We start from the raw sequence: 24,152 nt of genomic DNA, 5'->3' as shown, positions 1-24,152 counted from the left end.
GCATGAAAACTTCCTCTTAAACAGAGGTTTAGTGCAGTTCTGCAGTAGAATATACAGCCATCTGTGTAGAATTAGAGGCTAACAGTGAGCAGGCACTCACCCCTTGAAATACAAACGTTGCACAGCGTGCGCTTTTATTTAAGCGTTGCATACGCTTCACATCAATTTGATTTAATGTTTCTGTGAATGCAATAACAGCACTGCAATTTTTAGAAACCATCGCTTGTTCCGTAGCAAATATTGCATCGAACTGGTCTTTAGGGTGTACCATCAACACTCTATTTAAGTTAACGCCTGCAGTTGCCAGTTGGCGTTTAAATTGCGCAGTGGCATTACCAACTAACATTATCCATTGGCCAAGTTGACTCAATTGACTTAATTTTGCCAGAGCTTCAGGTAACACCTGCTGATATTCCTTAGCATTGGCAATAGTCAACTGCACGGGCTGGATTTGTTGTGATTTAATCTCATGACCCCAAAGTCCAGGGTGGCTTAATTTAGATTGGTATGAATTGATCATAATTTGCCTCCATTTCTAATTACCCCAACTGCTAAACCTTCAATGGTTAGTGCTTGATAGTTTAAGTCGACTTCAATGGGTTGATATTCTGAATTTTCAGCATGCAAATAAACCTTGCTACCTTGCCGCTCAAAACGTTTAACTGTCACTTCATCTTCTACTCGCGCAACGACCACTTCGCCATTGCGAACTTCTTGTTGCTTATGTACCGCTAATAAATCACCTTCATTGATACCAATATCGACCATTGAGTCACCACGTACACGTAACAAGAAATCCGCTCTCGGACTAAACATGTTGGGATCGACCCGGTAGTGGTTTTCTATATGCTCAATTGCGGTGATTGGTGCCCCTGCAGCCACTGAACCAATTAACGGTAAGCCATCCTCATCGTTAGCAGAATCATCATTAACAATACGAATACCTCTTGAGGTTCCGGCTAATATTTCAATCATGCCTTTTTTCTTAAGAGCTTTTAAATGCTCTTCCGCAGCATTAGCACTTTTAAACCCCAAGGTGGTTGCAATTTCAGCTCGTGTAGGCGGCATACCAGTATCATTAATATGATTGCGGATTAGCTCTAATACCTGATTTTGTCTTGGAGTTAGTGGTCTCATGATGAAGCCTGTTTGTTTATACAGTATGCTGTCAGTATATACAGTATTTGAATATGTGCAAGCTTTAACCAAAAAAATTTTATAAATCAATAGAATCTGACGCTATAAAGCGAGTCAGCATTAGAAAATAAATAATGCGCTGTTGAGGATTAACGCGGCAGGCGTGTACTTTTTAAGTGCTCATTTTTAATTTTAACTGAACCAAATCTGCTTTCTTTAGGCGTATTTAAAGTTTTTTTGGTATCATCTACACACTTATGCTTTTTTGTTGATAGTTTCATGGTTATTAAAGAATCACTTTTATTTCGTTGTTTACGATGGCTTCAAAAACTTGTTGTCAAGACGACATTCATCCCAGCTAAGCCCCTTGAAGAGCTAAATATTGATCCTAACAAACCGATTGCTTACGTTTTAAAGTCTGACTCTAAAAGTGATCTTAACGCAATTCATTATGCTATTGAGAAACTCAAACTACCCAGCCCACTAACCCCCCTTGAGCTACAGAGCCAGCTCGCGCCAAGAGTCGTATGTCTTGAGTACTCCCACGAACTTAAACATGGTAAAACGGCCAATCAAAGATACCTTGAAGACTTTTCTAAACTGCTCGAGCTACATCAACTTGATCACGACCTAGATGTCCAGTTAATACCTGTTAGTTCTTTTTGGGGACGCACCCCAGGTCATGATGGCGACAATATGTCATCATCATTAATTGAGCGCCAAAAACCTTCACGTCTGCGCAAGCTATTGATGATTCTGTTTTTAGGTCGCCGTAACTTCATTCAACTTTCTAAAGCGGTTTCAATCCGTTACATGGCCGATAACCACGGTACCGATGAACGCATCGCGCAAAAGTTAGCGCGGGTTGCCAAGGTCCACTTCCGTCGTCAACATAGGGTATTAAACGGCCCACCATTGCCTAAGCGTGAAGTGCTGTGTGCAGAGTTAATGAAATCCGATGCGATTAAAAAGGCTATTTTAGATGAAGCCAAATCTAAGAAAATCAGCCAAGAAAAAGCGACAGAAAGAGCCAAACAATACTTAGATGAAATTGCCGCAAACTATTCAGATTCTCTGGTAAGAACGGCTGACCATATTCTAACCTGGCTATGGAACAAGTTGTATCGAGGTATTGAAATTACTGGAGTAGAACGCATACGTCAGCTGTCCCACGATGGCCATGAAATCGTCTATTTACCCTGTCATCGTAGTCACATGGACTACCTGCTTCTATCTTACTTACTGTATTACCAAGGTATGATCCCACCTCATATCGCAGCGGGTATTAATCTTAATTTTTGGCCAGCAGGCCCTATTTTCCGCCGAGGTGGTGCTTTCTTCATTCGTCGTAGTTTTGCTGGTAACAAGCTTTATACCGGTGTTTTTAAAGCCTACCTAGACCAACTGTTCAATAAGGGTTATTCAGTAGAATATTTTACCGAGGGTGGTCGCTCGCGTACCGGTCGTTTGTTACAGCCTAAAACCGGCATGCTCGCGATGACGGTACAATCTATGATGCGTGGGGTTGATCGTCCAGTGACTCTAGTTCCTGTGTACTTAGGCTATGACCATGTCATGGAAGTGGCGACTTACCATAAAGAGCTTAAAGGCGCGAAAAAAGAGAAAGAATCGGCTTGGCAGGTACTTGGCGCACTCAAAAAGCTGAAAAATTTTGGCCGCTGCCATGTCAACTTTGGCGAGCCTATTACGCTTCATCAGTTCTATAACAAAGAAGTACCCAACTGGCGTGCGGATATTGCTGATGATCCAGAACAAAAACCAAACTGGTTAACGCCATCAGTCAACATCCTCGCAACCCAAGTGATGCGAGGCATTAATGATGCCGCCGCAGTAAGTGCGGGACCTTTAACCGCTATGACTTTATTAGCCAGTGATAACAACGCTTTAGAACGCCCAACTCTGGAAAAACAATTAGATATTTACCTGCAATTACTGCGTAAAGTGACTTATTCAGAGACTTCAACTGTTCCGAATGTTAATGGCAAAACCTTGCTTGCTCAAACCCTTGAGCTGGATAAACTGACTTTAACCCGTGACGACTTAGGGGAAATGGTGAGCCTCAGTGAATCTGAAGCTATCAGCATGACTTATTATCGCAATAATATTCTGCATATGATGATCATGCCAGCCATTGTTGCCAGTATTATTTTGCACGAAAGCAACCTTAGTAAAGAAGAGATCATTAAGCATTCGATGCAATTCTATCCAATGCTGCAGGCCGAGCTGTTCTTAAACCATCCACAGCCAGAGCAGTACTTGGGTGAACTAATCGATGCCTTAATCGAGCTAGAACTTGCCGTTGCTGGTGACAGTATCCAACCTAATGAGCAGTTAATCACAGAATTACAATTATTAGCAGGCATTGCCTCAGAAACTTTGCAGCGCTACGGCATTCTATTTAACCTATTAGCCTTAAATCCAGAAATTGACAGGCCTACCTTAGAGAAGACCTGTCAGCAATTGGCGAAACGTTTAGGTTCAATTAATGGCATCAATGCCCCAGAGTTTTTCGATAAGAAGCTCTACAGCACATTAAGTGTTAAGCTAAAAGAAGTCGGCTTCTTTGAAGATGACGCCGGCAAAATTATCGATGCCCAACAAACTATTAATCACCTTCTTCCTAGCTCGATGTTGCATACCATCCAAGCAGGGCTTAAACAATAAAGGATTGTCATGAGCAGCCAAACTAAATCGCCATCTTTACTGGGTGGTGCGATGATCATTGCCGCTACCACGGTTGGTGCCGGTATGTTTTCATTGCCTGTTGTGACTGCAGGCAGTTGGTACACATTATCGATTGCCATGCTACTTGTGGTTTGGGGAGCCATGTTGATTTCTGGACTTTTGGTGCTAGAAACCAACCTTCATTTTAAACTGGGCTCTAGCTTTGACACCTTAACTAAAAAAACCCTAGGACAGGGTTGGCGTGTTGTGAATGGTCTCTCTATTGCTTTTGTGCTTTACATTCTGACTTATGCTTACATTAGTGGCGGTGGTTCAATCGTCAACCATAGCATTGGCCAATTGGGCATACAGCTTCCCCAGCAATTGGCTGGATTAGTCTTTGCTGCTGTGCTTGCTGGTATTGTTTTATGGTCCACCCGAGCTGTCGACAAAATTACCTCAGTAATGCTTGGTGCTATGGTGATCACTTTCTCTCTGGCCATAGGAAATTTAATTGCGGGAAGTTCGGTTGAGCTATTAATAAAACCTGATGGCGAACAGGTTTTCACGCCATATCTATGGGCCGCTTTACCTTTCGCCCTAGCAAGCTTTGGCTATCATGGTAATGTCCCTAGCATGGTTAAATATTATAATAAGGATGCCAAAAAAGTTGCGTTAACTTTAGCCCTAGGAACCGGCATTGCTCTGGTTATTTACATCGCTTGGCAAACGGCGGTGATGGGTAATCTTGCACGCTCAAGTTTCACCGAAATCATTGCTCAAGGCGGCAATATGGGTGTACTCGTCGGGGCCTTAGAACAAGTCATCAATTCTGATGTTTTAGGCAGTAGCCTTAAATTGTTCGCTAATCTGGCGGTGGCTTCTTCCTTCTTGGGTGTAACTCTTGGGCTGTTCGATTTTATTGCTGATTTATTTAAATTTGATGACAGCAACTTGGGTCGATTAAAAACCGCAGGGGTAACTTTTATACCGCCGACCATTGGCGGGATTTTATTCCCTGATGGTTTTTTAATGGCCATCGGATTTGCTGCCCTAGCGGCTTGCATCTGGACCTTGATTGTTCCCGCGATGATGGCCTATAAAGTCCGCCAGCAATATCCTTGTCATGGTTATCAAGTTTTCGGCGGCACGCCTTTATTAATTGTTATCGGCATTATTGGTTTAGTCATTGGCAGCTGCCATTTATTAGCTATGGCCAATTGGTTACCTCGTTTTGGTTAGTTAATTTTAAGCCACCATGTCAAGCACCGTTTACGGTGCTTTTTTATTAGAAATACTTGTTATTCAAGCCGCTTTATTAGTGATAAAGTTAAGTCGCCCTATAGCTGTAAAATCCATTCACTTTTCTCATCTAGTATGTATTTAGCTATAAATCATTTTCTAGGACGAACAATAATAAGAGGCGGTATATGTCTAAAGCTCCATTAAAAATTGCCATTGATGATGGCTCTACTAACGTTAAAGTATGTTGGTATCAAGGGGGTAAAATCAAATCGGTAATTTCACCTAATTCATTCCGTAAAGATTGGAAAAGTGCAGCACTTCGTGCTGAAACAAAAGTTTATAACTATCAAGTTGGCACCACTAAGTACACCTTTGATGCCACTTCTGATAAAGCGTTATCCACTACCCACATCGATTATCAATATGACGATCAAAACTTACTTGCAGTTCATCATGCGTTACTGCAAACAGGTCTTCAGCCACAGCCAGTAGAAATCGTTGTAACACTGCCTATTACTGAATACTACAACGCTGATGACTGCCAAAAGAATGAAGCTAAGATTGAACGTAAACGTCAAAATCTGCTTAGGAAAATCACTTTAAATAAAGGTGAAGTTTTTGACATTGTTGATGTTAAGGTGATGCCAGAAAGCCTGCCGGCCGTGCTTTCTACATTACTGAGCGCCAATGTTCATGAGTTTACTAAATCACTGGTCATAGATCTTGGTGGCACGACCCTAGATATGGGCATAGTTGTCGGTGAGTATGACGATGTTTCAGGTATTTACGGCAACAACGAAATTGGTGTTTGCATGGTAACCGATGCTGCCCGTAAAGCATTGGCTGCCGCAGATTCTGATGCCAGTTACTTAGTATCGAACGAACTGATCAAGAACCGTCACGATGATGAATTCGTAGAAGCAGTATTAAATGATCTCAGTAAAAAAGAGATTGTCCTTGAAAAGATCGAAACCAAAATTGCAGAGCTAGGAAGCCAAGTAGCATTTGAAGCGAAAAAATTTGCTAAGCACCCTCATCGAATCTATTTAGTTGGCGGCGGCGCGGCATTAATAGAGCCTGCCATCCGCGAAGCTTATGCCACTTTAGGTGACAAAATCCAGTTAATGGATGATGCTCAATTGGCATTGGCTAAAGAGATGTGTCTCTACCATACTGCCCCAGATACTGAATCAGCAGCGCAACATGCAGAAGCAGAAGCTGTAGCTTAATTATTAATAAGGCCAAGCAGCTTCAAGCTTGGCCTTTTTAAGGATGAATTATGTCTCAAACCCAGCGTTTAAAATTTCAATTTCAATTAAATCCAGAGCAATACCAATCTGATAAAGCTTTAATGTTAAAGCTTAAAAGATGGAGCAGCGAAACTAGAAAGCTCAATAATAATTCTTTACCTTCTAATATTGCTGAAGATTTCCATAAAAAGGTATATAAAGCTGGTTTACTTAGTTACCTAGTTAACCCTGAGTTTTGCCAATCTTTAGGCAATGCACTAGTAAAACAAGACCTCTCACAGGCTTTACAAAATACCCTTGAAAGTCATGAAATCATAGCCACACAACCCGAACTATCTTTAGAACAAATCAGCCATCAACTTAAATCTCTGCAAGGCCAGGAAAACAATGCTCAACTTGATGAAGTGCTTGAAGTGTTAAAAAGGCAACATCAGCAACAGTTAGAAGCGATTGAGAATCTTTATAAGTCACAAATTGATACATTAAGCGCTCAACTCAAAGCGCAACAAAAATTGATCAGTAATCTTTCCAGTGGTGCCAAGGTTGACAGTACAATGCCCCAAGAAAACCAGCAAGCTCAGTCAGATCTTTCTGAAACGATGGCAAAAGTGGCAAAAATCAAAGCCAAAGGGCTATGGTAAGCTCTGGCACAAAAATTCCTAACGCCATGATTTTAATCATAAAAGTTCGATATTTTACTAGAGAATAACCCCCAAGGGGTGTAAGCTGTTTTCGAATCGTTAACCTGTGGTACACCTTTGTAGGTGGTTTGTAAATGTTGTTAACAATGATTTGCTTATAACTTTGTCCTATCAAAATAATAATTAAGACAGATACCACAGTGCCAAATTTCATAATTAAAGAGGCACCTTTATGTTCGAAAACTCTCTTTGGGCGCTACTACCTACTCTAGTCGTATTAGCAGTAGCGATAAAATCTCACCGACCTGTCTTTTCATTAATGTGTGGTAGCTTAATTGCCGTTGCCATGCTCGCTCCAGCTGATCCATTAACCCATTTATACGATATCACTCTGGCCGTGATGGCTAATGACACTATCGGTTGGTTAATTGTGACCGTTGGCCTATTTGGCTCGCTGATTGCGCTGCTCGTTAGCTCGGGGTCTGCCTTAGCATTTTCCAATGCCCTAGCCGCTCGTGTAAAAACCCGTCAAGGAAGCCTGTTAATGACTTGGCTGCTGGGTATTATTATCTTCATCGATGATTACCTAAATGCTTTAACGGTCTCATCATCGATGCGAAAAGTTACTGATCAAAAAGGTGTTTCGCGTCAAATGTTAGCTTACGTTGTTGATGCGACATCGGCTCCAATTTGTGTATTAATCCCGCTATCTACTTGGGCGATATACTATGCTGGTCTACTAGAAGAAAACGGCGCGGCTGCCGCTGGTGAAGGCATGATGGCTTATATTAATGCTATCCCCTATATGCTCTATCCGATCATTGCACTGATTCTTGTACCTCTAGTGGCCATGGGCATTGCTCCGTTAATGGGCAAAATGAAACAGGCTGAAGCTGACCCACAAGCATTTGGTGAATTGGATGAAGATGGCGAAGAGGCCGTTGTGCATAACGATAAAGCCTCTATCTGGCACTTTGCTCTTCCATTAGCTGTGCTAATTGGTGTAACCATCGCAACCGGTGTTAATGTCACCATTGGTGTTGCAACTGCAATTGTAGTTACCCTTGCTTTTTACCAATTCTCTGGTCTTATGAAATTTGGAGAAGCCCTCGATCACATTGGTGAAGGTCTAAAAGGGATGGTTATCCCACTTGCGATCGTTACCTCAAGCTTCATTCTTAAAGAAGCTAATGATCAATTGAAAATGACCGAATATGTGATCGCAGTTGCTGAACCAGTCATGAGTGGTGCTTGGATACCTGCATTAAGCTTTATCATTGTTGCATTATTGGCTTTTGCTACTGGATCTTTCTGGGGTGTCTTCGCCGTGGCTGCGCCAATTATTTTGCCACTTGCTATGGCTGCCGACGCTAATATGCCGCTCGTTATTGGTGCTATGGTTTCGGCTTGTGCGGCCGGTTCTCACGCTTGTTTCTACGGTGATTCAACGGTACTTTCTGCTAAAGGTTCAGGCTGTACCGTAATGAGCCACGCTTTAACTCAGTTACCATATGTACTGCTAGTCAGTGCCATCTCTATTGTAGGCTACCTAGTACTAGGCATGCTTTAAAACCTAAGCTTTAAAGCAAAGGGCCGCTAACTTAAGTTAGCGGCCCTTTTTTATTCTGAATTTTCGATGCCTACCTATACACAATCTCTTCTTTGAAATTCTGCGACAACAGACTCAAGTTAACAAAGGGACTACTACTATTTTGCTTATTAGAGAAAAAGGTCAGTGGTACCGACATGCCTAAACCAATGCTTTCGTGATTAAAGGATAGATGGGCAATAGAAATACCAATTTGCAAGGTTTTAGTAGTACTAACATAACTGGCATACATGCCATCTTGATGCCTTAAGCCGACAATGCCTCCAAACTCAGAATCTTGATGCCATTTTTTGGCATAGGACACTCCAACAAAAGGCACCAAAGACGACTTTTCAAGCTCAAATTGATAACCGAGGCTTACATCCATCGCCGAGATTTCCGGCACCTTATAATGGCAGTGCTCGCCCTCTTGTGGACTCCAATGGCAATTATCGTCCTCAAATGAAGTATCGTGAGCCACCGCAGTGCCTGCAATCAACAGGCAACTGAATGCTAATGCGCTATATTTCATAAATCCCTTTTAATCTAAATCCTTGATAATTAAGCCACTATAATACCCTACTGATTGTTCGTTTAGTCAACAGGTAATAGCCACAGGGGATCACCAACAAACTTAATAATGGTGCACTGATCATGCCGCCCAGCATAGGCGCCGCAATTTTTTGCATGACTTCGTTACCTGAACCTGCGCCCCACATGATAGGCAATAGTCCAAACACAATGGTTAATACTGTCATCGCCTTAGGCCTGATACGCTGGCAGGCACCGCGGACAATGGCAGCGCGTAACTGCTCAGCTGACAAAGCACCATATTGAGCCTGGTCTTCACCAATGGCCTGCTTTAGGTATACCAGCATCACCACCCCAAATTCCACCGCTACGCCGGCCAAGGCAATTAACCCCACGGCCACCGCCACCGAAAACGCATAGCCTAAACCCTGTAATAACCATAGGCTGCCCACCAGCGCTAGCGGTAGGCTGGCTAATACCAATACTACCGGTCCAAGTTTCTGAAAATGCGCCAGTAACAGCACTAAAATCAACAATAAAGTTACCGGTATCACTTGCGCCAGCTTAGCCTCAACCCTTTGCATATATTGGTACTGGCCGGCAAATTCAAAACTGTATTTGGCTGGCAGCGCCAGATCTTGCAAAGCTTGCTGGGCCTGCTCAATATAATCCCCTACTGTGGTGTTGTGAATATCCACAAATACCCAAGAAATCAACTGACCATTTTCACTTTTAAGCATGGCAGGGCCATCGACAATACTGATATCGGCCAGCATCCCTAGGCTTAAGTAATGCCCCTCTTTGGAGACCACAGGCAAACTTTTCAACTTAGCCAGATTGTCCCTAAGCTCCCTTGGGTAACGCATTAAGATAGGGTAACGCTCACTGCCCTGAATCGACTGCCCAATGCTTTGACCACCGATGGCATAACGCACCACATCATGGATTTGTTCAAGGTTGAGGCCATAACGAGCAGCCGCCGCTAATTTAGGGTTAATTTCAATATAGCGGCCACTGCCAGCACGTTCACTAAAGGCGCTGCGGGTGCTATCAAGCTGCTGTAAACGCGTCGTGATTTGCTCGCCTATTTGCTCTAGCACTGAGACATCCTCACCGCTAATACGCACCCCAACCGGGGTTTTCACCCCAGTAGATAACATATCAATGCGGGTTTTAATGGGTTGTACCCAAGCATTAGTTAAACCCGGTACCTGCACTGCCGCATCGAGCTCGTTAATAATGCTCTCCAAGGTCATACCCTTACGCCACTTATCTTGCGGCTTTAAGGTTATGGTGGTCTCTAACATGGTCAGAGGCGCAGGATCCGTTGCGGTTTCGGCGCGACCTACCTTGCCAAATACACGCTCGACCTCTGGCACCGTTTTAATTAGAGCATCGGTTTGCCTTAATAGCTGTGACGCTTTATCTGCACTAATACCCGGCAGGGTAGTTGGCATATACATCAAACTGCCTTCATTAAGCTCTGGCATAAACTCATTGCCCATTTGCTTAATGGGATACCATGCGGAAGCACACACAACCAGCGCGAGCACTAATACAGTTTTAGGGTAGTGAATGAGTCGACTTAGTAAGGCTTGATAACCCTTAGTTAACCCGCGATTTAATGGGTTGGCTTGCTCTGGGCGTAGCCGCCCTTTAACTAGATAACCCAATAACACCGGCACGAGAGTAATCGCCAGTAGGCAGCTTGCCGCCATGGTAAAGGTTTTGGTGTAAGCCAATGGTGCAAATAGCCGACCTTCCTGCGCCTCTAGGGCAAACACTGGCATAAAGCTAAGGGTAATAATGGCTAATGAGGTAAATAAAGCGCCCCCAACCTGTTTAGCGGCGCTGCTGACAATGGACCAATGTTCTTTAGAGCTAGCAACACGGCCATGCTTGGTTTGGAACTGGTGTAAATGCTTATGGGCGTTTTCCAGCATCACAATCGCCGCATCCACCACCGCACCGATAGCAATGGCAATACCGCCTAAACTCATAATATTGGCACTGATGCCAATGGCATTCATAAGCATAAACGCCAGCAATACCGACAAAGGTATGGATACCACTGCCACTAAGGTTGAGCGGGCATGTAACACAAAGATGAAACAGACCAGAGCCACCATCAGCATTTCTTGCCAAAGTTTATCGATCAGATTGGCCACCGAACTTTCAATCAGCTGGGATCGGTCATAAGTGGTGACTAACTCGACCCCTTTTGGTAAGCCTTGGCTCAGTTGTGCAAGCTTTGCTTTAACCCGATTAATTGTCGCCAGCGCGTTTTCGCCGTGACGCATCACCACTATGCCACCGACCACTTCACCTTCACCATCAAGGTCACTAATGCCACGGCGAGAACTTGGGCCTAAGCGAATAGTGGCAACATCTTTCAGCATTAATGGGGTAGAAGAGTCACTGCGAAGCCCCAATTGCAATTGCTTAAAATCATCTAGGGTTTGCAAATAACCCGTTGAGCGCACCATATACTCTGCTTCGGCCATTTCCAGCACCGAGCCGCCCACCTCGTTATTACCTAGATTAATGGCATTTTTAACATCGCTTAAGCTAAGGCGATACATGGCCAACTTAGCTGGATCCACTATCACCTGATAGCTACGTTCCATGCCACCAACCGTGGCGACTTCACTCACCCCTTTGACCCCTTGCAGGGCAAGTTTTAAATACCAGTCTTGCAGTGATTTAAGTTGGCTTAAATCATGCTGGCCACTGCGATCGACCAAGGCGTATTGGTAAACCCAACCGACCCCAGAGGCATCCGGGCCTAGTGCGGTTTTTGCCCCCTGTGGCAGGTTTGCTTGCAACTGGGTTAAGTACTCATTTACCCGCGAACGTGCCCAGTATAGGTCGACATTATCGTCGAAAAGCACATAAATATAGGAGTCACCAAAGAATGAATAGCCCCGTACTGCCTTTGCACCCGGCACCGCCATGAGACCACTAGAGAGGGGAAAGGTGATCTGCTGTTCAATCAGTTTAGGGGCTTGGCCCGGATAACTGGTTTTAACGATCACCTGCACATCGGACAGATCCGGCAAGGCATCCACCGGCGTTTTGATTATGCTTTGATAGCCCATAAAGCTAAGTAATGCACATAACGCCAGCACCACTAACCGCTGCTTAATGGCCCAATCAATGATTAAGTTAATCATGATTTACCCCTAATGATCGTGCGCAAGGCGCGCCGCGCCACCACGCAAGCTGGCTTCAGAATCAATCATAAATTGACCCGAAGTGACCACCACATCGCCCAAGCTTAAGCCGGATGTCACTTCGACCTTGTCACCATTTTGATGGCCCACAGTGACGGCAACCGCCCTAAAGCCATTATCTGTCATGGTTACCACTCGGTTATGATGCTGGGTTTGAATCAAGGCTTCTACGGGAATGGTAAGCACATCCGGTTTTACCGGCAACATAATGCTAACCTGTGCCAAAGCATTGGGTTTTAGATGTTTATTCGGGTTATTTAGGCTTATCCTTACCCGCTGACTACGCAACTTTTGATCATACTCTGGATACAAATAACTCACTTTTCCTTCAAACGTGCTGCCATCTTGCAGGGTTACCTGGGCATCTAATCCAGTTTGTAGCAAAGTTTGATTCTCTCCAAATACATCCGCGTGCACCCATACTTTATCAAGCTGAGCGATAGACAGTATCTCACTAGCAGGCTCAATGTACATGCCCTTACGTGCGCCCATCTTCACTACCACACCATCATTAGGGGCAAAAAATGGCACCGTATATAAGGTTTGCTGAGTTTGGTCTAGCTGTTTAATCAAGCTTTCATCAAAGCCTAACAGGTTTAATCTAAATCTGGCTCGCCTTAAAATTTCCTTCGAATTTGCTAGGCCATTGCTGGCCAATACCGCCCTTAGCGCCAGTAAATAATCATCTTGAGCAGTGATCAATTGCGGTGAATACAGGCTATAGAGCTGTTGACCTTTAGTGACCTTATCGCCAATGGTAAAGACACTAAATTGCTCCATCCAGCCATTAACGCGGGAGTGAATATGGGTCACCATCGACTCATCAAAACTGACTTCACCCACCGCCTGCAACTGCATGTTAAAGTCTTCACGACTGACCTTTGCCGTACGCATGGCAAGGTTAGCTTGCATGCTTTGGCTAATTTCAACTAAAGCCGAAGCCTGTGGTTGCTGCCTAACTAAGTCCATGCCACAAATAGGGCAGCGGCCTGGACTATCTTGACTGATTTGCGGGTGCATCGGGCATACATAGGCCGCACTTACGCTTAATGGATTCTCGGGCTCAGCATTGAATGAACCCGCTAGTGCTTTTTTGGCTGATGATGCTCATGGTGCTGTTGAGATTGTTCTGTCTTTTCTGCTTTCTGAACTTTCTCCAGCCACATACCGCATTTCGGGCAGTTCGAACGTTTATCGTCGGTCACCTCTGGATGCATTGGGCAGACGTAATCTTCGCTCGAAGGATGTTGATGCTCAGCCTTTTCGACTTTCTCCAGCCACATGCCACATTTCGGGCAGTTAGAGGGTTTATCGTCGGTCACCTCTGGGTGCATTGGGCAGACGTAATGCTCGCTCGCATGCTGTTGATGCTCAGCCTTTTCGACTTTCTCCAGCCACATACCGCACTTAGGGCAGTTAGAGCGTTTATCGTCGGTCACCTCTGGGTGCATTGGGCAGACGTAATGCTCGCTCTCATGCTGTTGATGGTCATGGTGTTGGTGAGCATGTTCATTGGCCATTAGCGGTGAAAAGGTCTGTGCTAATAGCAAAAATAGACCGCAGAAAAACGCTACAGCCTGAGTCAAAGTTAAATTTTTCATAGGGTTTCTTAATTTAAGTACAATCAAAATCCGCTAGACATTTGGCCTAGCAGTTCGTAAGGGGCTTTAAATTAAGAATGTTTAGGAGGGGGCTTAAGCCGCTCAAGGGCAAGGGAAGCAAAATCCTCACGAGCTGAAAGCAACTGAGTATTAGCCTTAATAGGCGGCTCGATGATTAATCCAGGCAAGCTGGCGGCTATCTGGGCATAGCAGAACTGGCAATGATTCTCTGTTTCGCAGCAGTCCATCGTCATGACTTGGCTGGACTCAGTGTGACACGGCATAGATTGAGATTGGTTTAACTCCATTTTTAACGGCATTAAAACCTGCATAGCGGCACTCTGGCTAGAAACCAGTATGCCTAAAGCAAATAATAATGAGTAAAAATAGGTTTTCATCAAGCGCTCAATTTATCCTGTTGTAAAAAATCCATCGCTGCTGGCAGAAATATTTCCGCCACATGCAGAGTACCATACTCACAGCTAAAGGGTCTACGTCTGCCCCATAATAGCCGAGTACAGCCTGAAATCTTTTGAATTTCACTGTGCTGTGGCACTTGGCAGAACTGCAGTTGACCGTGTTCAAAGCTTTGACTGCCATAGAGCAATTCACCTAAAGGTTTTTGCCCTAGCTCACCAAAGCCTAGCTGGGTAATATTAAAAATGGCCTCTGGGATTAACGTTCGGGCAAACACCCAAGGCTGATCGTCAATGTATAACACCACTTCACGCAACCAGTAATCTTGCTCGGCAAAGCCCATCATTTCCAGTCGTGGAAACGGGATGCGGCGCTCACCTAGCAGCTCTACCCTGAAAGGCTTATTTAACGATTTTAATCTTTGGGTCAAGCTGTCGGTACTGATTAGCCAGTGTCCAAATACGCCGCTAGGTAGTGAATGTTGTTGGGCTTCACCCCAATGCAGTTTCTCACCGCAGGGAAAGCTAGGTAGCAATAACGCCATAATCTAAACTCAAATAAATACCCTTGCAGTCTACCATATTCTGTTGCTTAAGTTGCTCTTTGATTAAATTCAATCCGTGTTGGAATTCTAACCTAGCAATCATTTAATAACTATGTAAAATCTATTTAACAGTCTGATATATTGATTATTATGAAAACAATTGCAATTATTTTGGGACTCCTATTGAGTCTCTCAAGTGTCAGCTTAAAAGCCGCCGATACCGGCTATTATTCATTTGAGCCTGATATCACTACTAACTATATCAAAGCCGGTAAAAAGCTAGGGTACATTCGACTGACCATGGAAGTCATGGTCGCAGATAGCCGCGATCTCAAATATGTAAGCCTGCATGAGCCTTTACTTAGAGCTGCTGTAATAGAAATTCTAGGCAAGCAAAATGAAAAACAAATTAAGTCACTGGAAAATCGTCCAGTCATTAGGAAAGCTTGTTTTGATAAAATCAATGAACTATTGAACCAAGAGGTTGGCAGACCTATAGCAGCGCAATTATTGTTCACCAAATACCTTCATGAATAATAGCCACTAGCAAACATCTGGCCTGGATGATCTGGGCCTATTTACTGAGACTTCTGTCTGCTGACCTTTAACCAACCCTGCAATAAACCGACAATTAAGCCACCTAAATGAGCATAATTGGCCATATTTAAATCTAAAACCTCCATAAATCCGAGCACCATCCAGCCAATCACAAACAGCAGGTAGGAATTTGGAATCGCGACACCTAATTTTGGAGCCTTAGTACCTATCATCCACACATAACCAAATAGTCCAAACACCACCCCTGATAAACCACCAAAGTTTGGCCCAACTAAATAATACTGCAGCAAACTTGGGACTATACCCGCGGCCAATAATAAAAGACCCAGTTCTTTTGTTCCCAATTTACGTTCAACCAATCCTCCTAATAACCACCACCAGAGTAAGTTCATCAATAAGTGCAGTAAAGAAAAGTGCAATAATGAAGGGGTAAAAAAACGCCAAAACTGGCTAAAATCAGCCTTGCTTAGATCGTTAAAAAAGAATAGTGAATCATAAACTTGATTACCTAAACCAACAAAAATAGAAGCAAAAATGACTGTGCATAACAACATCACCATTAAGGTTAACGGGCCTGCGCCACGTTTTATTTTTAACCAATAACTGCTTGTTTTAACATATTTAAAGTTGGGTGAAGTGGTACCAACATCCCATGATGCCTGTAAATATTTATCATCATTTGGATTATTGATAAATTGCTGCCATTGCTGCTGCACAACAGCTAATTGCTGCTCAAGACACAATAACTCTATACCATCATCACCTTGTTGCATCTTTACCGTAACTTGCAACGAAAGCATATAATCTATAAAAGTTTGAGCAAAGCGAGGGTTGTCGACGATAGCAAAACTGATGACCTGCATAGACTGATCGCCCCTAATGGATATTTTGGTCAGCTTAACAAGCTTTTATGCAAGTTTCACTTTCAACTTGAAACAAATGCATTCAGGATGCTTGTTAAGCGTTACAAACTGATTTAAATTAAAGTCATTGTGAATGGAATCCAATGATGAATCACATAATAAAAATAACAATAAAAATACTAATTGCTATTTATTGAGGGAGTATTATGAATAGTCAATCTATGTCCGCTTTTTTTAAAGATCACCTACAAGCCCCACTTACTAATGTTCAATGGTCATGGGGCTCTGAAAATGAGAAAGGAATTTACCTCAGGATCTGGCAAGATGAAGTCGAAGGTAGAGAAGCCTTACTTTATCTTTGCAATGGTGATACTCGCGTTGGCCAGCAAGAACGTTCTCGTCATATTGAGGCGATTAAACACGGTAAACCTGCTTATGTGGTCTTGATTACCCAGTGGCAAGAAGACGCTAAGGGTAAACGCCATATTGATGCTTACAAAGAGTGTGTCTACCCTGTCACCAGCTTGCTGTTTAGGGAAAATGGTGATGTATACGCAGACATTAACTTTAATAACCCTAGATACCCTGAATGCATAGGTGATGAAATCGATACTGCTGGTATTGAGGCTGCAGTCGCAAAAAATGTGAAAGCCTTTGAAACCATGCAAAAAGCCCGTGAAAAATTTGGTTGGCGACCAACCCGTATCAGTGAATGTGGTGAACAGGTATTGTTTATTAGTAAAGATGGCTCTAAAAATGCCAAAATGGTCATCGAAACCGGGCAGTGGATCCGTTAAGTACCTTCCGAACGATAATTTAAGGCCCCTTTTCTGGGGCTATTTTATAGCGACCAATAAACCCAAGAAAATAGCACATTGACTAGCATGTCAAAGCGCAGGAAACCCAGCTAATGAAGCTCGGGTCGTACAGCAGGGCCTGCAAACTATTGTTCACTAAGTTCCTGCACGATTAGCCCTAAGCCAACCTTGCAATACGCCCACCAGCAAACCGCCTAGGTGGGCATAATTAGCCATATTCAGCCCTAACACTTCCATAAATCCCAGCAGCATCCAGCCAATCATAAACATAAGATAAGAATTAGGGATGGTTATTCCCAATTGTGGCGCCATCCTGCCAAGCACCCAAACATAACCAAACAAACCATACACCACCCCAGATAAGCCACCAAAGTTTGGCCCCTCCAGCAGATACTGCAATATACAAGGCACCACACCCGCCGCCAGTAACAGCATAAGTAACTCTTTTGAACCCAACCGGCGTTCAATCAAACCGCCAATCAGCCACCACCAAATTAAGTTACCCAATAAATGTAATAACGAGAAATGCAGCAAAGATGGAGTGAAAAATCGCCAAAACTCAGTAAAGTTAGCCGAACCTAAATCCTGATAAAAACTCAGCACACCATAAACGCTATTGCCCAAACCAATAAATGCCGAAGCAAAAATGGCACTGCATAACATCATAATCAGCAACGTCAGTGGCCCGGCGCCCGCTTTAATGCGCTGCCAGATACTCTCACCCGTGGCATAGCGAAATCCAGGTTCTGTGGTGCCCACATCCCAGGATGCACTGAGGTACTTGTCATCATTGGGGCTTTGCATAAACGCCTGCCACTCGGGCTCAACCACATGCGCTTGTTCGCTAAGGCATAACAGCTCAATAGACTGCTGTTCGCCCTGCTGCATTTTTACCGTGATCCCCTGGGACTTCATGTAATCGATAAAGGCTTGGGCGTAACGGGGGTTTTGGACGACGGCGAAAGTGGTGATTTCCATTTTATTGTTCTCATTTTAAGCTGAGCTCGGCTTTTCTAGTATATCCATGGAGATATCTGGTTGTCGAAATTTGATTTTTTTTAAGCTGCGCTGAATGTTTGATCGTTTTTAAGCTGCGCTTGGCTGTTCAAGCCTTTCCACGGACTTGTCGGAGTGCCGATATTTGCCTTGTTATAAGCTGCGCTTAGCTTTTCGAGCTGGGAGTCGCGGTGGCGACGGCACGTCAGGGGAAAACAACAGCTTTTTCCCCCGACACCCCCTGAGCCGCCCCTTACTTTGCTTAACCAGAATTTTTCATTCGTCATTACGCTGACGGCTAGATTCGCCCTCCATGGCTCAAACTAGCCTTACAGACCATCCATGGTCTGAACAGCTATTCCTCAATCAAATTCTTCGCAAAGTCAGAGGGGAGTTTGAGTAACGTTACGTTATCTGAGGTGGTACTCCTATCGGCTACTGGGTGACGGGGCGGGGGCGCCTTTCCTGAAGTTATTGATTTCGTTTGTAGGAGGGCCTAACTGCGGGTGTGTAAATTTGTGTATGAGTGGTGTTGTATCATGTGTGAGGTGTACGCGTTGGAGGTTTTCTGTCACAAGTGAGCGACTATAATGGCGCTTTAATTAGTTAACTGGATAAACGTTCATCATGCCGATGTCTGCTATCAACAATAAAACTCTGATCAATAAAGACAATCTGCAACAGTGGGTGTTCCTTCTTTTCCTTCCGGCGATTAATCTAATTTTTACCACTGCGTTTATCTATGACATTGGAGTACCAATTGAGGACACTGTTGCTTACTCCGCAGCAAGGCTCTGGCTGGTTTTTGGTCTGGCTTACTTTGTGATTAGTTTTATTGAGAAACACTTCTCTTTAGTACTGAGGTTGGACGGTTTTTTGCAACAGTTGGTGCTGTATATAGTTGTGATTGGGATCATCTCACAACAATTTGCCCTTATGATTGAATTTCCTAGCCACCTGGAGATTCCCAAGCCATCGATTGGCGCAAGAATAGTGATTATTTTGGAGGTAAGCATTTACTTGGTTATCGTCCGTAGCGTTAATCAACAGCAGCGTGCATTGGGGGCAGAATTTGCGCTGCGCGAAGCAGAGCTTAATGTGCTGCGTTCCCAGAGCAATCCTCATTTTTTGTTTAATACACTGAATCTGATTATTGCGGAAATAAGCCACAACCCCAATAACGCTAAAGAAATTGTTTTTGACCTATCAGACTTGCTTCGTAAAAGCGTTAAAATAGCTCAACAAACCGAAACGACAGTGTCAGAAGAACTGAAACTGGTTTCGCTTTATTTGACGCTACAGCAAAAGAGATTCAAAGACCGTCTCACGTTTGAAATTCGTCAAGACCCTTTGACGACAAAACTGACAATACCTTCATTGTTACTACAACCTATTATCGAAAACACAGTTAAGCATGCAATAGCACCATTCTCGGCCAAGGGGCATATAGCGGTAACTACAAGTCTCTCGAACGATAAATTACTTATTACTGTCACAGACACCGGCCAAGAATTTGATGATAACCAAGTGAATGATGGAATGGGTTTCAAAATCCTACGCAAAACCCTCGATTTGCACTATCCCAATAGCTATAGCTTGGAATTAAAATCGACAGATTCTGGTGGGAAATTTTCACTAAGTTTGCCTATTAAGTCGGAGAAGTTCAGTCAATGAATAAAGATGTAGCGCCAAAGCGCGTGATGATTATTGATGATGAACCTGCGGCTAGGAGTAATCTAAGGGACGCCATTGATTCATTTGATGAGCTTAGCATCATTGACGAAATTGGAGACGGTAAGACCGCAATACAGGCCATTACCGAGCAGCGCCCCGATATCGTGTTTCTTGATATCGAAATGCCAGAGATAAATGGGTTTGACGTTGCCAGAGCTACCTCTCACCTGAATTATCAGCTGGTTTTTGTGACCGCTTATGACCAGTACGCCCTGGACGCCTTCGACACCAATGCCATTGATTATCTTCTCAAGCCTGTCAGACCATCCCTTTTGGAAAAATGCATTAACAAAATAATCTATCAAGAGAGTTTGGTGCTGGAAGATTTAAAAGCTCAAAAAACAACCAGCGGCAGTCTCGTTCTATCCGATGGCAACGAGTGTAGAGTCCTTGAGTATCAAAACATTAATTACATAGAAGGGCTAGGCCGATATCGTCGAATCCATCTAACTGAAGCAGGCACAGAGATTCATCGTATGCCGACGATTTTATCTGATACCACCTTGGATGAATTTGAATCTCAATTGCCCCCTCAGAATTTTGTGCGCTTACATCGAAGCTATATAGTCGCGATACAGCAAATTGTCGGTTTGAGTACCGAGTCACGACGTCATTTTGCAAAGCTGAAATATAGCGGCCTCAAAATTCCCGTTTCTAGAAGCAAGGTCAGTGAGCTCAAAGCGATACTATAGATCGCTTTGATTAAAACATAGAAGTCGTTATTTAAAACACAATTCAAACACCCAGTCGTACATCTGAAACACCAGCCTATATCGTTAAAAAGACGACTATTGCTATATTCACAACCATTCCCAACGAGGCAGCAAAGCCATTGTTTTGTATAAGAATAAGGTGAATAAAAATGAAGTTGAAGCTTTCAACAATCAGTATATCAATAGCAGCAATATTGGCTCTTAGCGGTTGTGGTTCAGATGATAATGATACCACTACCTCAACCGACAATACCCCACCAGTCATTACCCTGGTTGGCAACGAAAGTATCGAAGTAGTCTATAACGCCAAATTTGGTGACTTAGGTGCACAAGCTAATGATGATACCGATGGGGCAATCACGGTAACAACCCAAGGAACCGTCGATACCAGCACGGCTGGTACCTATGAGATAACTTATACGGCAACCGATGCCAGTGGTAACTCGTCGCAAGCAACCAGAACAGTGGTGGTGCTAGAAAATACCTCCCAAAGCGCAACCATTACCACTCCTGAAGGACCGTTTTCATTGTTTTTTGACGGCGCATTAAAAGGTGCCGATTATTGGTCTGAAGAACCACAAATCTTGTCAGCAGGCATGGGCTTTGATGGTATTATCGCCATTGATGTTCCAGAAATAACAATGGATACTGTCATTGCGGCTGGCGGAGCTTGGTCATCAGACATTGATTGCGGTACAGGCGCTCAAAACTACACAACAGCGTCAACTCGCGATCAAGTGGCTAATGGTTATATTCATCAGACGCCTTATGGCGAGCTAAAAAATGGCGCGATTGGTCTTGATGGTTTACCCATTGTCCTGAGTTGGCCGATTGATACCAGCACTCTTAGTCTGACGGATTTTCAATTTACCTTAAACACGGGTGATATTGTCAGGCCGTGGGCTATCGGTCCCCTACCTAACTTTGAAGAAAATGAACGAAACACACCGGTCGCTTTTGGTGAGTTTGGCAACAGATTACCAAGCGACCATCCTGATGCCCGCTTCCCGATTAAGCTTGAAATTGTTGAAGATGACACGCCATTGATAATGGTTGGCCCAGGCGGTAAAGCCGTCAGTGCTGTAGGACTGACCTGGGAAACCGATTCCAGCCCGTATGATGAAAATAACGGTCCAAGATTAGTCGGCGCCAAGTTAAATCGCATCGACGGACAAATGGAAGGAGAAGGCGTCAGTTCACTACAACCATTTCTTCCAGCCAATGACGCCACCGTCTTATACGATGAAGGTGATTTCATGCTGAGAATGTTAACCACAGGTGGTTTTTCACCAAATGGTGTAAGTGCTCTAAAACCTAATGAATTTGAACGTTTCTTTCGAATTCACGCAAAAGGTGTGGATGGCAACACGGTCATCATCGATAAAGTAGGAGAGGAATATGTTGTCCAAAGCGGCACGCTTAGAGTCGTTGGCTTGTCCGATCTAGGCCGGCCAGAAATTGGCGACGTGACCTTTGATGCTTGTTACTCTGAAGACAGGGATAACTACATCGACATCATTCTGGTTGGCGATGAAGCAGCAGCAAGAAACATTACCACACTTGAAATCCCAAGTTTAGAAGAAGGATATTCAGCCTTTTATAACCCAGGTGGGCCAGGTAGCACTCCTTTTGAAGGTGTGACTTACTCAGCCCCAGGCCCACGTGATCTTGAATCAGTAATCATTGCCTTGGACGACCCTATGCGTGTGACTTACACCCCAGGATCTGACAAGGTTGAAACGCCTGAGAACCTAATGACTTTCCAATTTGACGGTATTGAGCGCGAATATTTATTGGACGTGTCTAGCAATTATTCTGGCGATAAAGCTGTACCTTTATTGTTTGATTTTCACGGCGGAAACGGCACAGCACAGCAGCAATACAGTGATAGTCAGTTCAGCCAGGTGTCTGAAACTGAGAACTTTATACTCGTTACACCGCAATCCATTAATGGCTGGAATGTGACTGGATTTCCACTAGGTGGCGATGCTAATGATCTGGGCTTCATCGATGCCTTAATTAAGGAGCTATCAAGCAGTTATAACATCGACAGTAATCGTATTTATGCGACTGGCTTTTCATTAGGCGGCTTCTTTTCCTTTGAATTGGCTTGCCAGTACAGCGACACCTTTGCGGCAATCGCCCCGGTTTCCGGTGTAATGACGCCAACAATGGCTGGCGATTGCAAGCCTGAGCGCCCAATCCCTGTGTTGCAAACCCACGGCAGTGCAGACCGGCAACTGCCTTATGCACAAGCTCAAACTGCCTTGCAGTGGTGGATCGACTTTAATCAAACAGACGTGGAACCTGTTATCACGGATTTAGAAGACACATTCCCTGAAAATGGCACCACCATTCAACGTTATGTGTATGCCAATGGAACCAATGGTGTATCTGTTGAACATTTAAGAATTGAAGGTGGTCAGCATATATGGCCAGGATCTGAAGGGGACAGCGACATTAATCTGGCTGAAGAAATATGGCGCTTTTTAAGCCGCTATGATGTCAATGGCACTAATCATCCGCATCATTGTGAGGTTGGATTCTTTTAAGCTGTGCTTAGCTTTTCTAGCTGGGAGTCGCGGGGGATTTCAGCCTTGTTTAAGCTGCGCTTAGTTGTTTGAATCTGCGCACGTTATTCTCGTCGGGGTGTCGATATGGTCTCGTTATAAGCTGCGCTTGGCTGTTCAAGCTGGGAGTCGCGGTGGCGACGGCACGTCAGGGGAAAACAACAGCTTTTTACTTCAGGCATCCCTGCCTTACGCCCTGCGGGTCTGCTAAAGCAGCTCAAAATTGTTCCAGACAATTTTGCCCCCGACACCCCCTGAGCCGCCCCTTACTTTGCTTAACCAGAATTTTTCATTCGTCATTACGCTGACGGCGGATTATTCCGGGCATCCTGCCCTCCACCCTTCGGGCCAGCTAAAGCTGTTAAAGTTTGTTCCAGACAAAATTTTCGCCGTCCATGGCTCAAACTAGCCTTGCAGACCATCCATGGTCTGAACAGCTATTCCTCAATCAAATTCTTCGCAAAGTCAGAGGGGAATTTTGAGTAACGTTACGTTATCAGAGCCGATACCTCTAACAAGCATTTACCTAGTGTTATTTTCAGCTTTCCTAAAACGCGAGAACAAATTGCACTTTATTTCAACAAGTTAAAGTGACATATTATTTGTAAGTTAAATGTCACGCGGAAGCATATCGAGCTTCCGCTTAATAAGCTGTTATGTTTACAGGTGATTATGAATTTTCAAATCAGCAGGTTTAATACAGAGATTGGAATTTTCCGCTTGTCAGGCGAACTCGAACAGATCAATAGCACCCACAAACTGAACTACAAAAAAGCAGAGTTTATGGGGACTGATGGTTGGGTTGAATTAGATTTAAGCTCTGAACATGGTCAAAAGATTTGCTCTCAGATTGAAACCGCAGTCATAGAGCATCTTTCGTCAAACAGTTGAGTGCTTTTAGATTCGATTTCGTGGCATAGAAATATGCAGCATGTGGTGAAATTGTAAACATAACAAATAAGGATAGGCCGCGCGCAGCCGCGACCTTATCCCGATTGTTGAACAAGCCCGAAGCTAGATGAGTCTGC

General features: G+C 44.0%; 21 protein-coding genes and 1 pseudogene. 11 read left to right on the top strand and 11 right to left on the bottom strand.

Annotated elements, in window-relative coordinates; genetic code table 11:
- Positions 1–28 precede the first annotated feature (28 nt).
- Both GFB48_RS13060 and lexA read right to left on the bottom strand, forming a co-directional pair.
- Positions 29–520 carry a hypothetical protein gene (locus tag GFB48_RS13060; RefSeq protein WP_163936494.1) on the bottom strand — a complete coding sequence of 164 codons (492 nt, stop codon included), beginning with the start codon at positions 518–520 and terminating at the stop codon, positions 29–31.
- Positions 517–1,137 (bottom strand): transcriptional repressor LexA, encoded by a 621-nt coding sequence (lexA, locus tag GFB48_RS13055; RefSeq protein ID WP_163936491.1) that lies wholly within the window; start codon positions 1,135–1,137, stop codon positions 517–519. Before lexA ends, GFB48_RS13060 begins: the two co-directional genes overlap by 4 nt.
- A 279-nt stretch (positions 1,138–1,416) precedes the next feature.
- Here lexA and plsB point away from each other — a divergent pair, with 279 nt between their 5' ends.
- The 5 genes from plsB to GFB48_RS13030 all read left to right on the top strand — a co-directional run bounded on the left by plsB (position 1,417) and on the right by GFB48_RS13030 (position 8,528).
- The gene (gene plsB, locus GFB48_RS13050; protein WP_163936489.1) at positions 1,417–3,822 is read left to right on the top strand and encodes a glycerol-3-phosphate 1-O-acyltransferase PlsB; all 2,406 of its coding nucleotides are present in this window, start codon (positions 1,417–1,419) and stop codon (positions 3,820–3,822) included.
- Between the two features lie 9 nt (positions 3,823–3,831).
- Positions 3,832–5,064: a tryptophan permease gene (mtr, locus tag GFB48_RS13045; RefSeq protein WP_163936486.1), complete on the top strand. Its 1,233-nt coding sequence runs from the start codon at positions 3,832–3,834 to the stop codon at positions 5,062–5,064.
- Between the two features lie 188 nt (positions 5,065–5,252).
- Positions 5,253–6,296 (top strand): plasmid segregation protein ParM domain-containing protein, encoded by a 1,044-nt coding sequence (gene parM, locus GFB48_RS13040; protein ID WP_163936483.1) that lies wholly within the window; start codon positions 5,253–5,255, stop codon positions 6,294–6,296.
- 50 nt (positions 6,297–6,346) lie between these two features.
- Entirely contained in the window at positions 6,347–6,958 is a 612-nt protein-coding gene (locus tag GFB48_RS13035) for a hypothetical protein (RefSeq protein ID WP_163936480.1), read from the top strand.
- A 232-nt stretch (positions 6,959–7,190) separates the two neighbouring features.
- Positions 7,191–8,528 (top strand): Na+/H+ antiporter NhaC family protein, encoded by a 1,338-nt coding sequence (locus GFB48_RS13030; protein ID WP_163936477.1) that lies wholly within the window; start codon positions 7,191–7,193, stop codon positions 8,526–8,528.
- 70 nt (positions 8,529–8,598) lie between these two features.
- On the opposite strand, the gene GFB48_RS13025 is transcribed toward GFB48_RS13030, so the two are convergent.
- From GFB48_RS13025 to GFB48_RS13000, 7 genes and pseudogenes are all read right to left on the bottom strand, one after another.
- Complete coding sequence (locus GFB48_RS13025; protein ID WP_163936475.1) at positions 8,599–9,078, bottom strand: hypothetical protein; 480 nt, start codon at positions 9,076–9,078, stop codon at positions 8,599–8,601.
- Positions 9,079–9,115: 37 nt separating this feature from the next.
- The gene (locus tag GFB48_RS13020) at positions 9,116–12,250 is read right to left on the bottom strand and encodes an efflux RND transporter permease subunit (protein ID WP_163936472.1); all 3,135 of its coding nucleotides are present in this window, start codon (positions 12,248–12,250) and stop codon (positions 9,116–9,118) included.
- Between the two features lie 9 nt (positions 12,251–12,259).
- Positions 12,260–13,204 carry an efflux RND transporter periplasmic adaptor subunit gene (locus GFB48_RS13015; protein WP_256377994.1) on the bottom strand — a complete coding sequence of 315 codons (945 nt, stop codon included), beginning with the start codon at positions 13,202–13,204 and terminating at the stop codon, positions 12,260–12,262.
- A gap of 72 nt (positions 13,205–13,276) precedes the next feature.
- Positions 13,277–13,333 (bottom strand): annotated as a pseudogene (locus GFB48_RS17765) (heavy metal-binding domain-containing protein); the annotation flags it as partial.
- Between the two features lie 59 nt (positions 13,334–13,392).
- Entirely contained in the window at positions 13,393–13,860 is a 468-nt protein-coding gene (locus GFB48_RS13010) for a heavy metal-binding domain-containing protein (RefSeq protein WP_205597738.1), read from the bottom strand.
- A 122-nt stretch (positions 13,861–13,982) separates the two neighbouring features.
- On the bottom strand, positions 13,983–14,309 hold the full coding sequence (locus GFB48_RS13005) for a hypothetical protein (RefSeq protein WP_163936465.1): 327 nt from the start codon (positions 14,307–14,309) through the stop codon (positions 13,983–13,985).
- Positions 14,309–14,872, bottom strand: coding sequence for a chorismate lyase (locus GFB48_RS13000; RefSeq protein WP_163936462.1), 564 nt, complete (start codon positions 14,870–14,872; stop codon positions 14,309–14,311). Before GFB48_RS13000 ends, GFB48_RS13005 begins: the two co-directional genes overlap by 1 nt.
- A 150-nt stretch (positions 14,873–15,022) precedes the next feature.
- Here GFB48_RS13000 and GFB48_RS12995 point away from each other — a divergent pair, with 150 nt between their 5' ends.
- Complete coding sequence (locus GFB48_RS12995) at positions 15,023–15,409, top strand: flagellar basal body-associated FliL family protein (protein ID WP_163936460.1); 387 nt, start codon at positions 15,023–15,025, stop codon at positions 15,407–15,409.
- A gap of 41 nt (positions 15,410–15,450) precedes the next feature.
- Here the strand turns inward: GFB48_RS12995 and glpG (GFB48_RS12990) are convergent, their stop codons facing one another.
- Positions 15,451–16,293: a rhomboid family intramembrane serine protease GlpG gene (gene glpG, locus GFB48_RS12990; protein WP_163936457.1), complete on the bottom strand. Its 843-nt coding sequence runs from the start codon at positions 16,291–16,293 to the stop codon at positions 15,451–15,453.
- A gap of 206 nt (positions 16,294–16,499) precedes the next feature.
- On the opposite strand from glpG (GFB48_RS12990), the gene GFB48_RS12985 reads away from it, so the two are divergent.
- Positions 16,500–17,090, top strand: a complete 591-nt coding sequence (locus GFB48_RS12985) for a hypothetical protein (protein ID WP_163936454.1) — start codon at positions 16,500–16,502, stop codon at positions 17,088–17,090.
- Positions 17,091–17,246: 156 nt separating this feature from the next.
- On the opposite strand, the gene glpG (GFB48_RS12980) is transcribed toward GFB48_RS12985, so the two are convergent.
- Entirely contained in the window at positions 17,247–18,089 is an 843-nt protein-coding gene (gene glpG, locus GFB48_RS12980; RefSeq protein WP_163936451.1) for a rhomboid family intramembrane serine protease GlpG, read from the bottom strand.
- A 645-nt stretch (positions 18,090–18,734) separates the two neighbouring features.
- Between glpG (GFB48_RS12980) and GFB48_RS12975 the strand changes: the two genes are divergently transcribed.
- The 4 genes from GFB48_RS12975 (at position 18,735) to GFB48_RS12960 (ending at position 24,015) form a co-directional block, all read left to right on the top strand.
- Positions 18,735–19,781: a sensor histidine kinase gene (locus GFB48_RS12975; RefSeq protein ID WP_163936448.1), complete on the top strand. Its 1,047-nt coding sequence runs from the start codon at positions 18,735–18,737 to the stop codon at positions 19,779–19,781.
- On the top strand, positions 19,778–20,533 hold the full coding sequence (locus tag GFB48_RS12970; RefSeq protein WP_163936445.1) for a LytTR family DNA-binding domain-containing protein: 756 nt from the start codon (positions 19,778–19,780) through the stop codon (positions 20,531–20,533). The genes GFB48_RS12975 and GFB48_RS12970 overlap by 4 nt, the downstream gene beginning before the upstream one ends.
- A 170-nt stretch (positions 20,534–20,703) precedes the next feature.
- On the top strand, positions 20,704–23,106 hold the full coding sequence (locus GFB48_RS12965) for an immunoglobulin-like domain-containing protein (RefSeq protein WP_163936442.1): 2,403 nt from the start codon (positions 20,704–20,706) through the stop codon (positions 23,104–23,106).
- Between the two features lie 738 nt (positions 23,107–23,844).
- The gene (locus tag GFB48_RS12960) at positions 23,845–24,015 is read left to right on the top strand and encodes a hypothetical protein (RefSeq protein ID WP_163936439.1); all 171 of its coding nucleotides are present in this window, start codon (positions 23,845–23,847) and stop codon (positions 24,013–24,015) included.
- The last annotated feature ends 137 nt before the right edge of the window (positions 24,016–24,152 follow it).

Source organism: Paraferrimonas sp. SM1919, assembly GCF_010993985.1.
GTDB lineage: Bacteria > Pseudomonadota > Gammaproteobacteria > Enterobacterales > Shewanellaceae > SM1919.
Note: the sequence above shows the minus strand (reverse complement) of the source record. Positions and strands in the feature narration are given on the sequence as shown.

Excerpts from the sequence above, each read along its gene's own strand:
- mtr (WP_163936486.1), top strand. The coding sequence starts at position 3,832 with ATGAGCAGCCAAACTAAATCGCCATCTTTACTGGGTGGTGCGATGATC.
- GFB48_RS13005 (WP_163936465.1), bottom strand. The coding sequence starts at position 14,309 with ATGAAAACCTATTTTTACTCATTATTATTTGCTTTAGGCATACTGGTT.
- GFB48_RS13015 (WP_256377994.1), bottom strand. The coding sequence starts at position 13,204 with ATGCGTACGGCAAAGGTCAGTCGTGAAGACTTTAACATGCAGTTGCAG.
- GFB48_RS12985 (WP_163936454.1), top strand. The coding sequence starts at position 16,500 with ATGAATAGTCAATCTATGTCCGCTTTTTTTAAAGATCACCTACAAGCC.
- GFB48_RS12995 (WP_163936460.1), top strand. The coding sequence starts at position 15,023 with ATGAAAACAATTGCAATTATTTTGGGACTCCTATTGAGTCTCTCAAGT.
- plsB (WP_163936489.1), top strand. The coding sequence starts at position 1,417 with ATGGTTATTAAAGAATCACTTTTATTTCGTTGTTTACGATGGCTTCAA.
- GFB48_RS13030 (WP_163936477.1), top strand. The coding sequence starts at position 7,191 with ATGTTCGAAAACTCTCTTTGGGCGCTACTACCTACTCTAGTCGTATTA.
- GFB48_RS13060 (WP_163936494.1), bottom strand. The coding sequence starts at position 520 with ATGATCAATTCATACCAATCTAAATTAAGCCACCCTGGACTTTGGGGT.
- glpG (WP_163936451.1), bottom strand. The coding sequence starts at position 18,089 with ATGGAAATCACCACTTTCGCCGTCGTCCAAAACCCCCGTTACGCCCAA.
- lexA (WP_163936491.1), bottom strand. The coding sequence starts at position 1,137 with ATGAGACCACTAACTCCAAGACAAAATCAGGTATTAGAGCTAATCCGC.
- parM (WP_163936483.1), top strand. The coding sequence starts at position 5,253 with ATGTCTAAAGCTCCATTAAAAATTGCCATTGATGATGGCTCTACTAAC.
- GFB48_RS13000 (WP_163936462.1), bottom strand. The coding sequence starts at position 14,872 with ATGGCGTTATTGCTACCTAGCTTTCCCTGCGGTGAGAAACTGCATTGG.
- GFB48_RS12965 (WP_163936442.1), top strand. The coding sequence starts at position 20,704 with ATGAAGTTGAAGCTTTCAACAATCAGTATATCAATAGCAGCAATATTG.
- glpG (WP_163936457.1), bottom strand. The coding sequence starts at position 16,293 with ATGCAGGTCATCAGTTTTGCTATCGTCGACAACCCTCGCTTTGCTCAA.
- GFB48_RS13025 (WP_163936475.1), bottom strand. The coding sequence starts at position 9,078 with ATGAAATATAGCGCATTAGCATTCAGTTGCCTGTTGATTGCAGGCACT.
- GFB48_RS12975 (WP_163936448.1), top strand. The coding sequence starts at position 18,735 with ATGCCGATGTCTGCTATCAACAATAAAACTCTGATCAATAAAGACAAT.
- GFB48_RS12970 (WP_163936445.1), top strand. The coding sequence starts at position 19,778 with ATGAATAAAGATGTAGCGCCAAAGCGCGTGATGATTATTGATGATGAA.
- GFB48_RS13020 (WP_163936472.1), bottom strand. The coding sequence starts at position 12,250 with ATGATTAACTTAATCATTGATTGGGCCATTAAGCAGCGGTTAGTGGTG.
- GFB48_RS13035 (WP_163936480.1), top strand. The coding sequence starts at position 6,347 with ATGTCTCAAACCCAGCGTTTAAAATTTCAATTTCAATTAAATCCAGAG.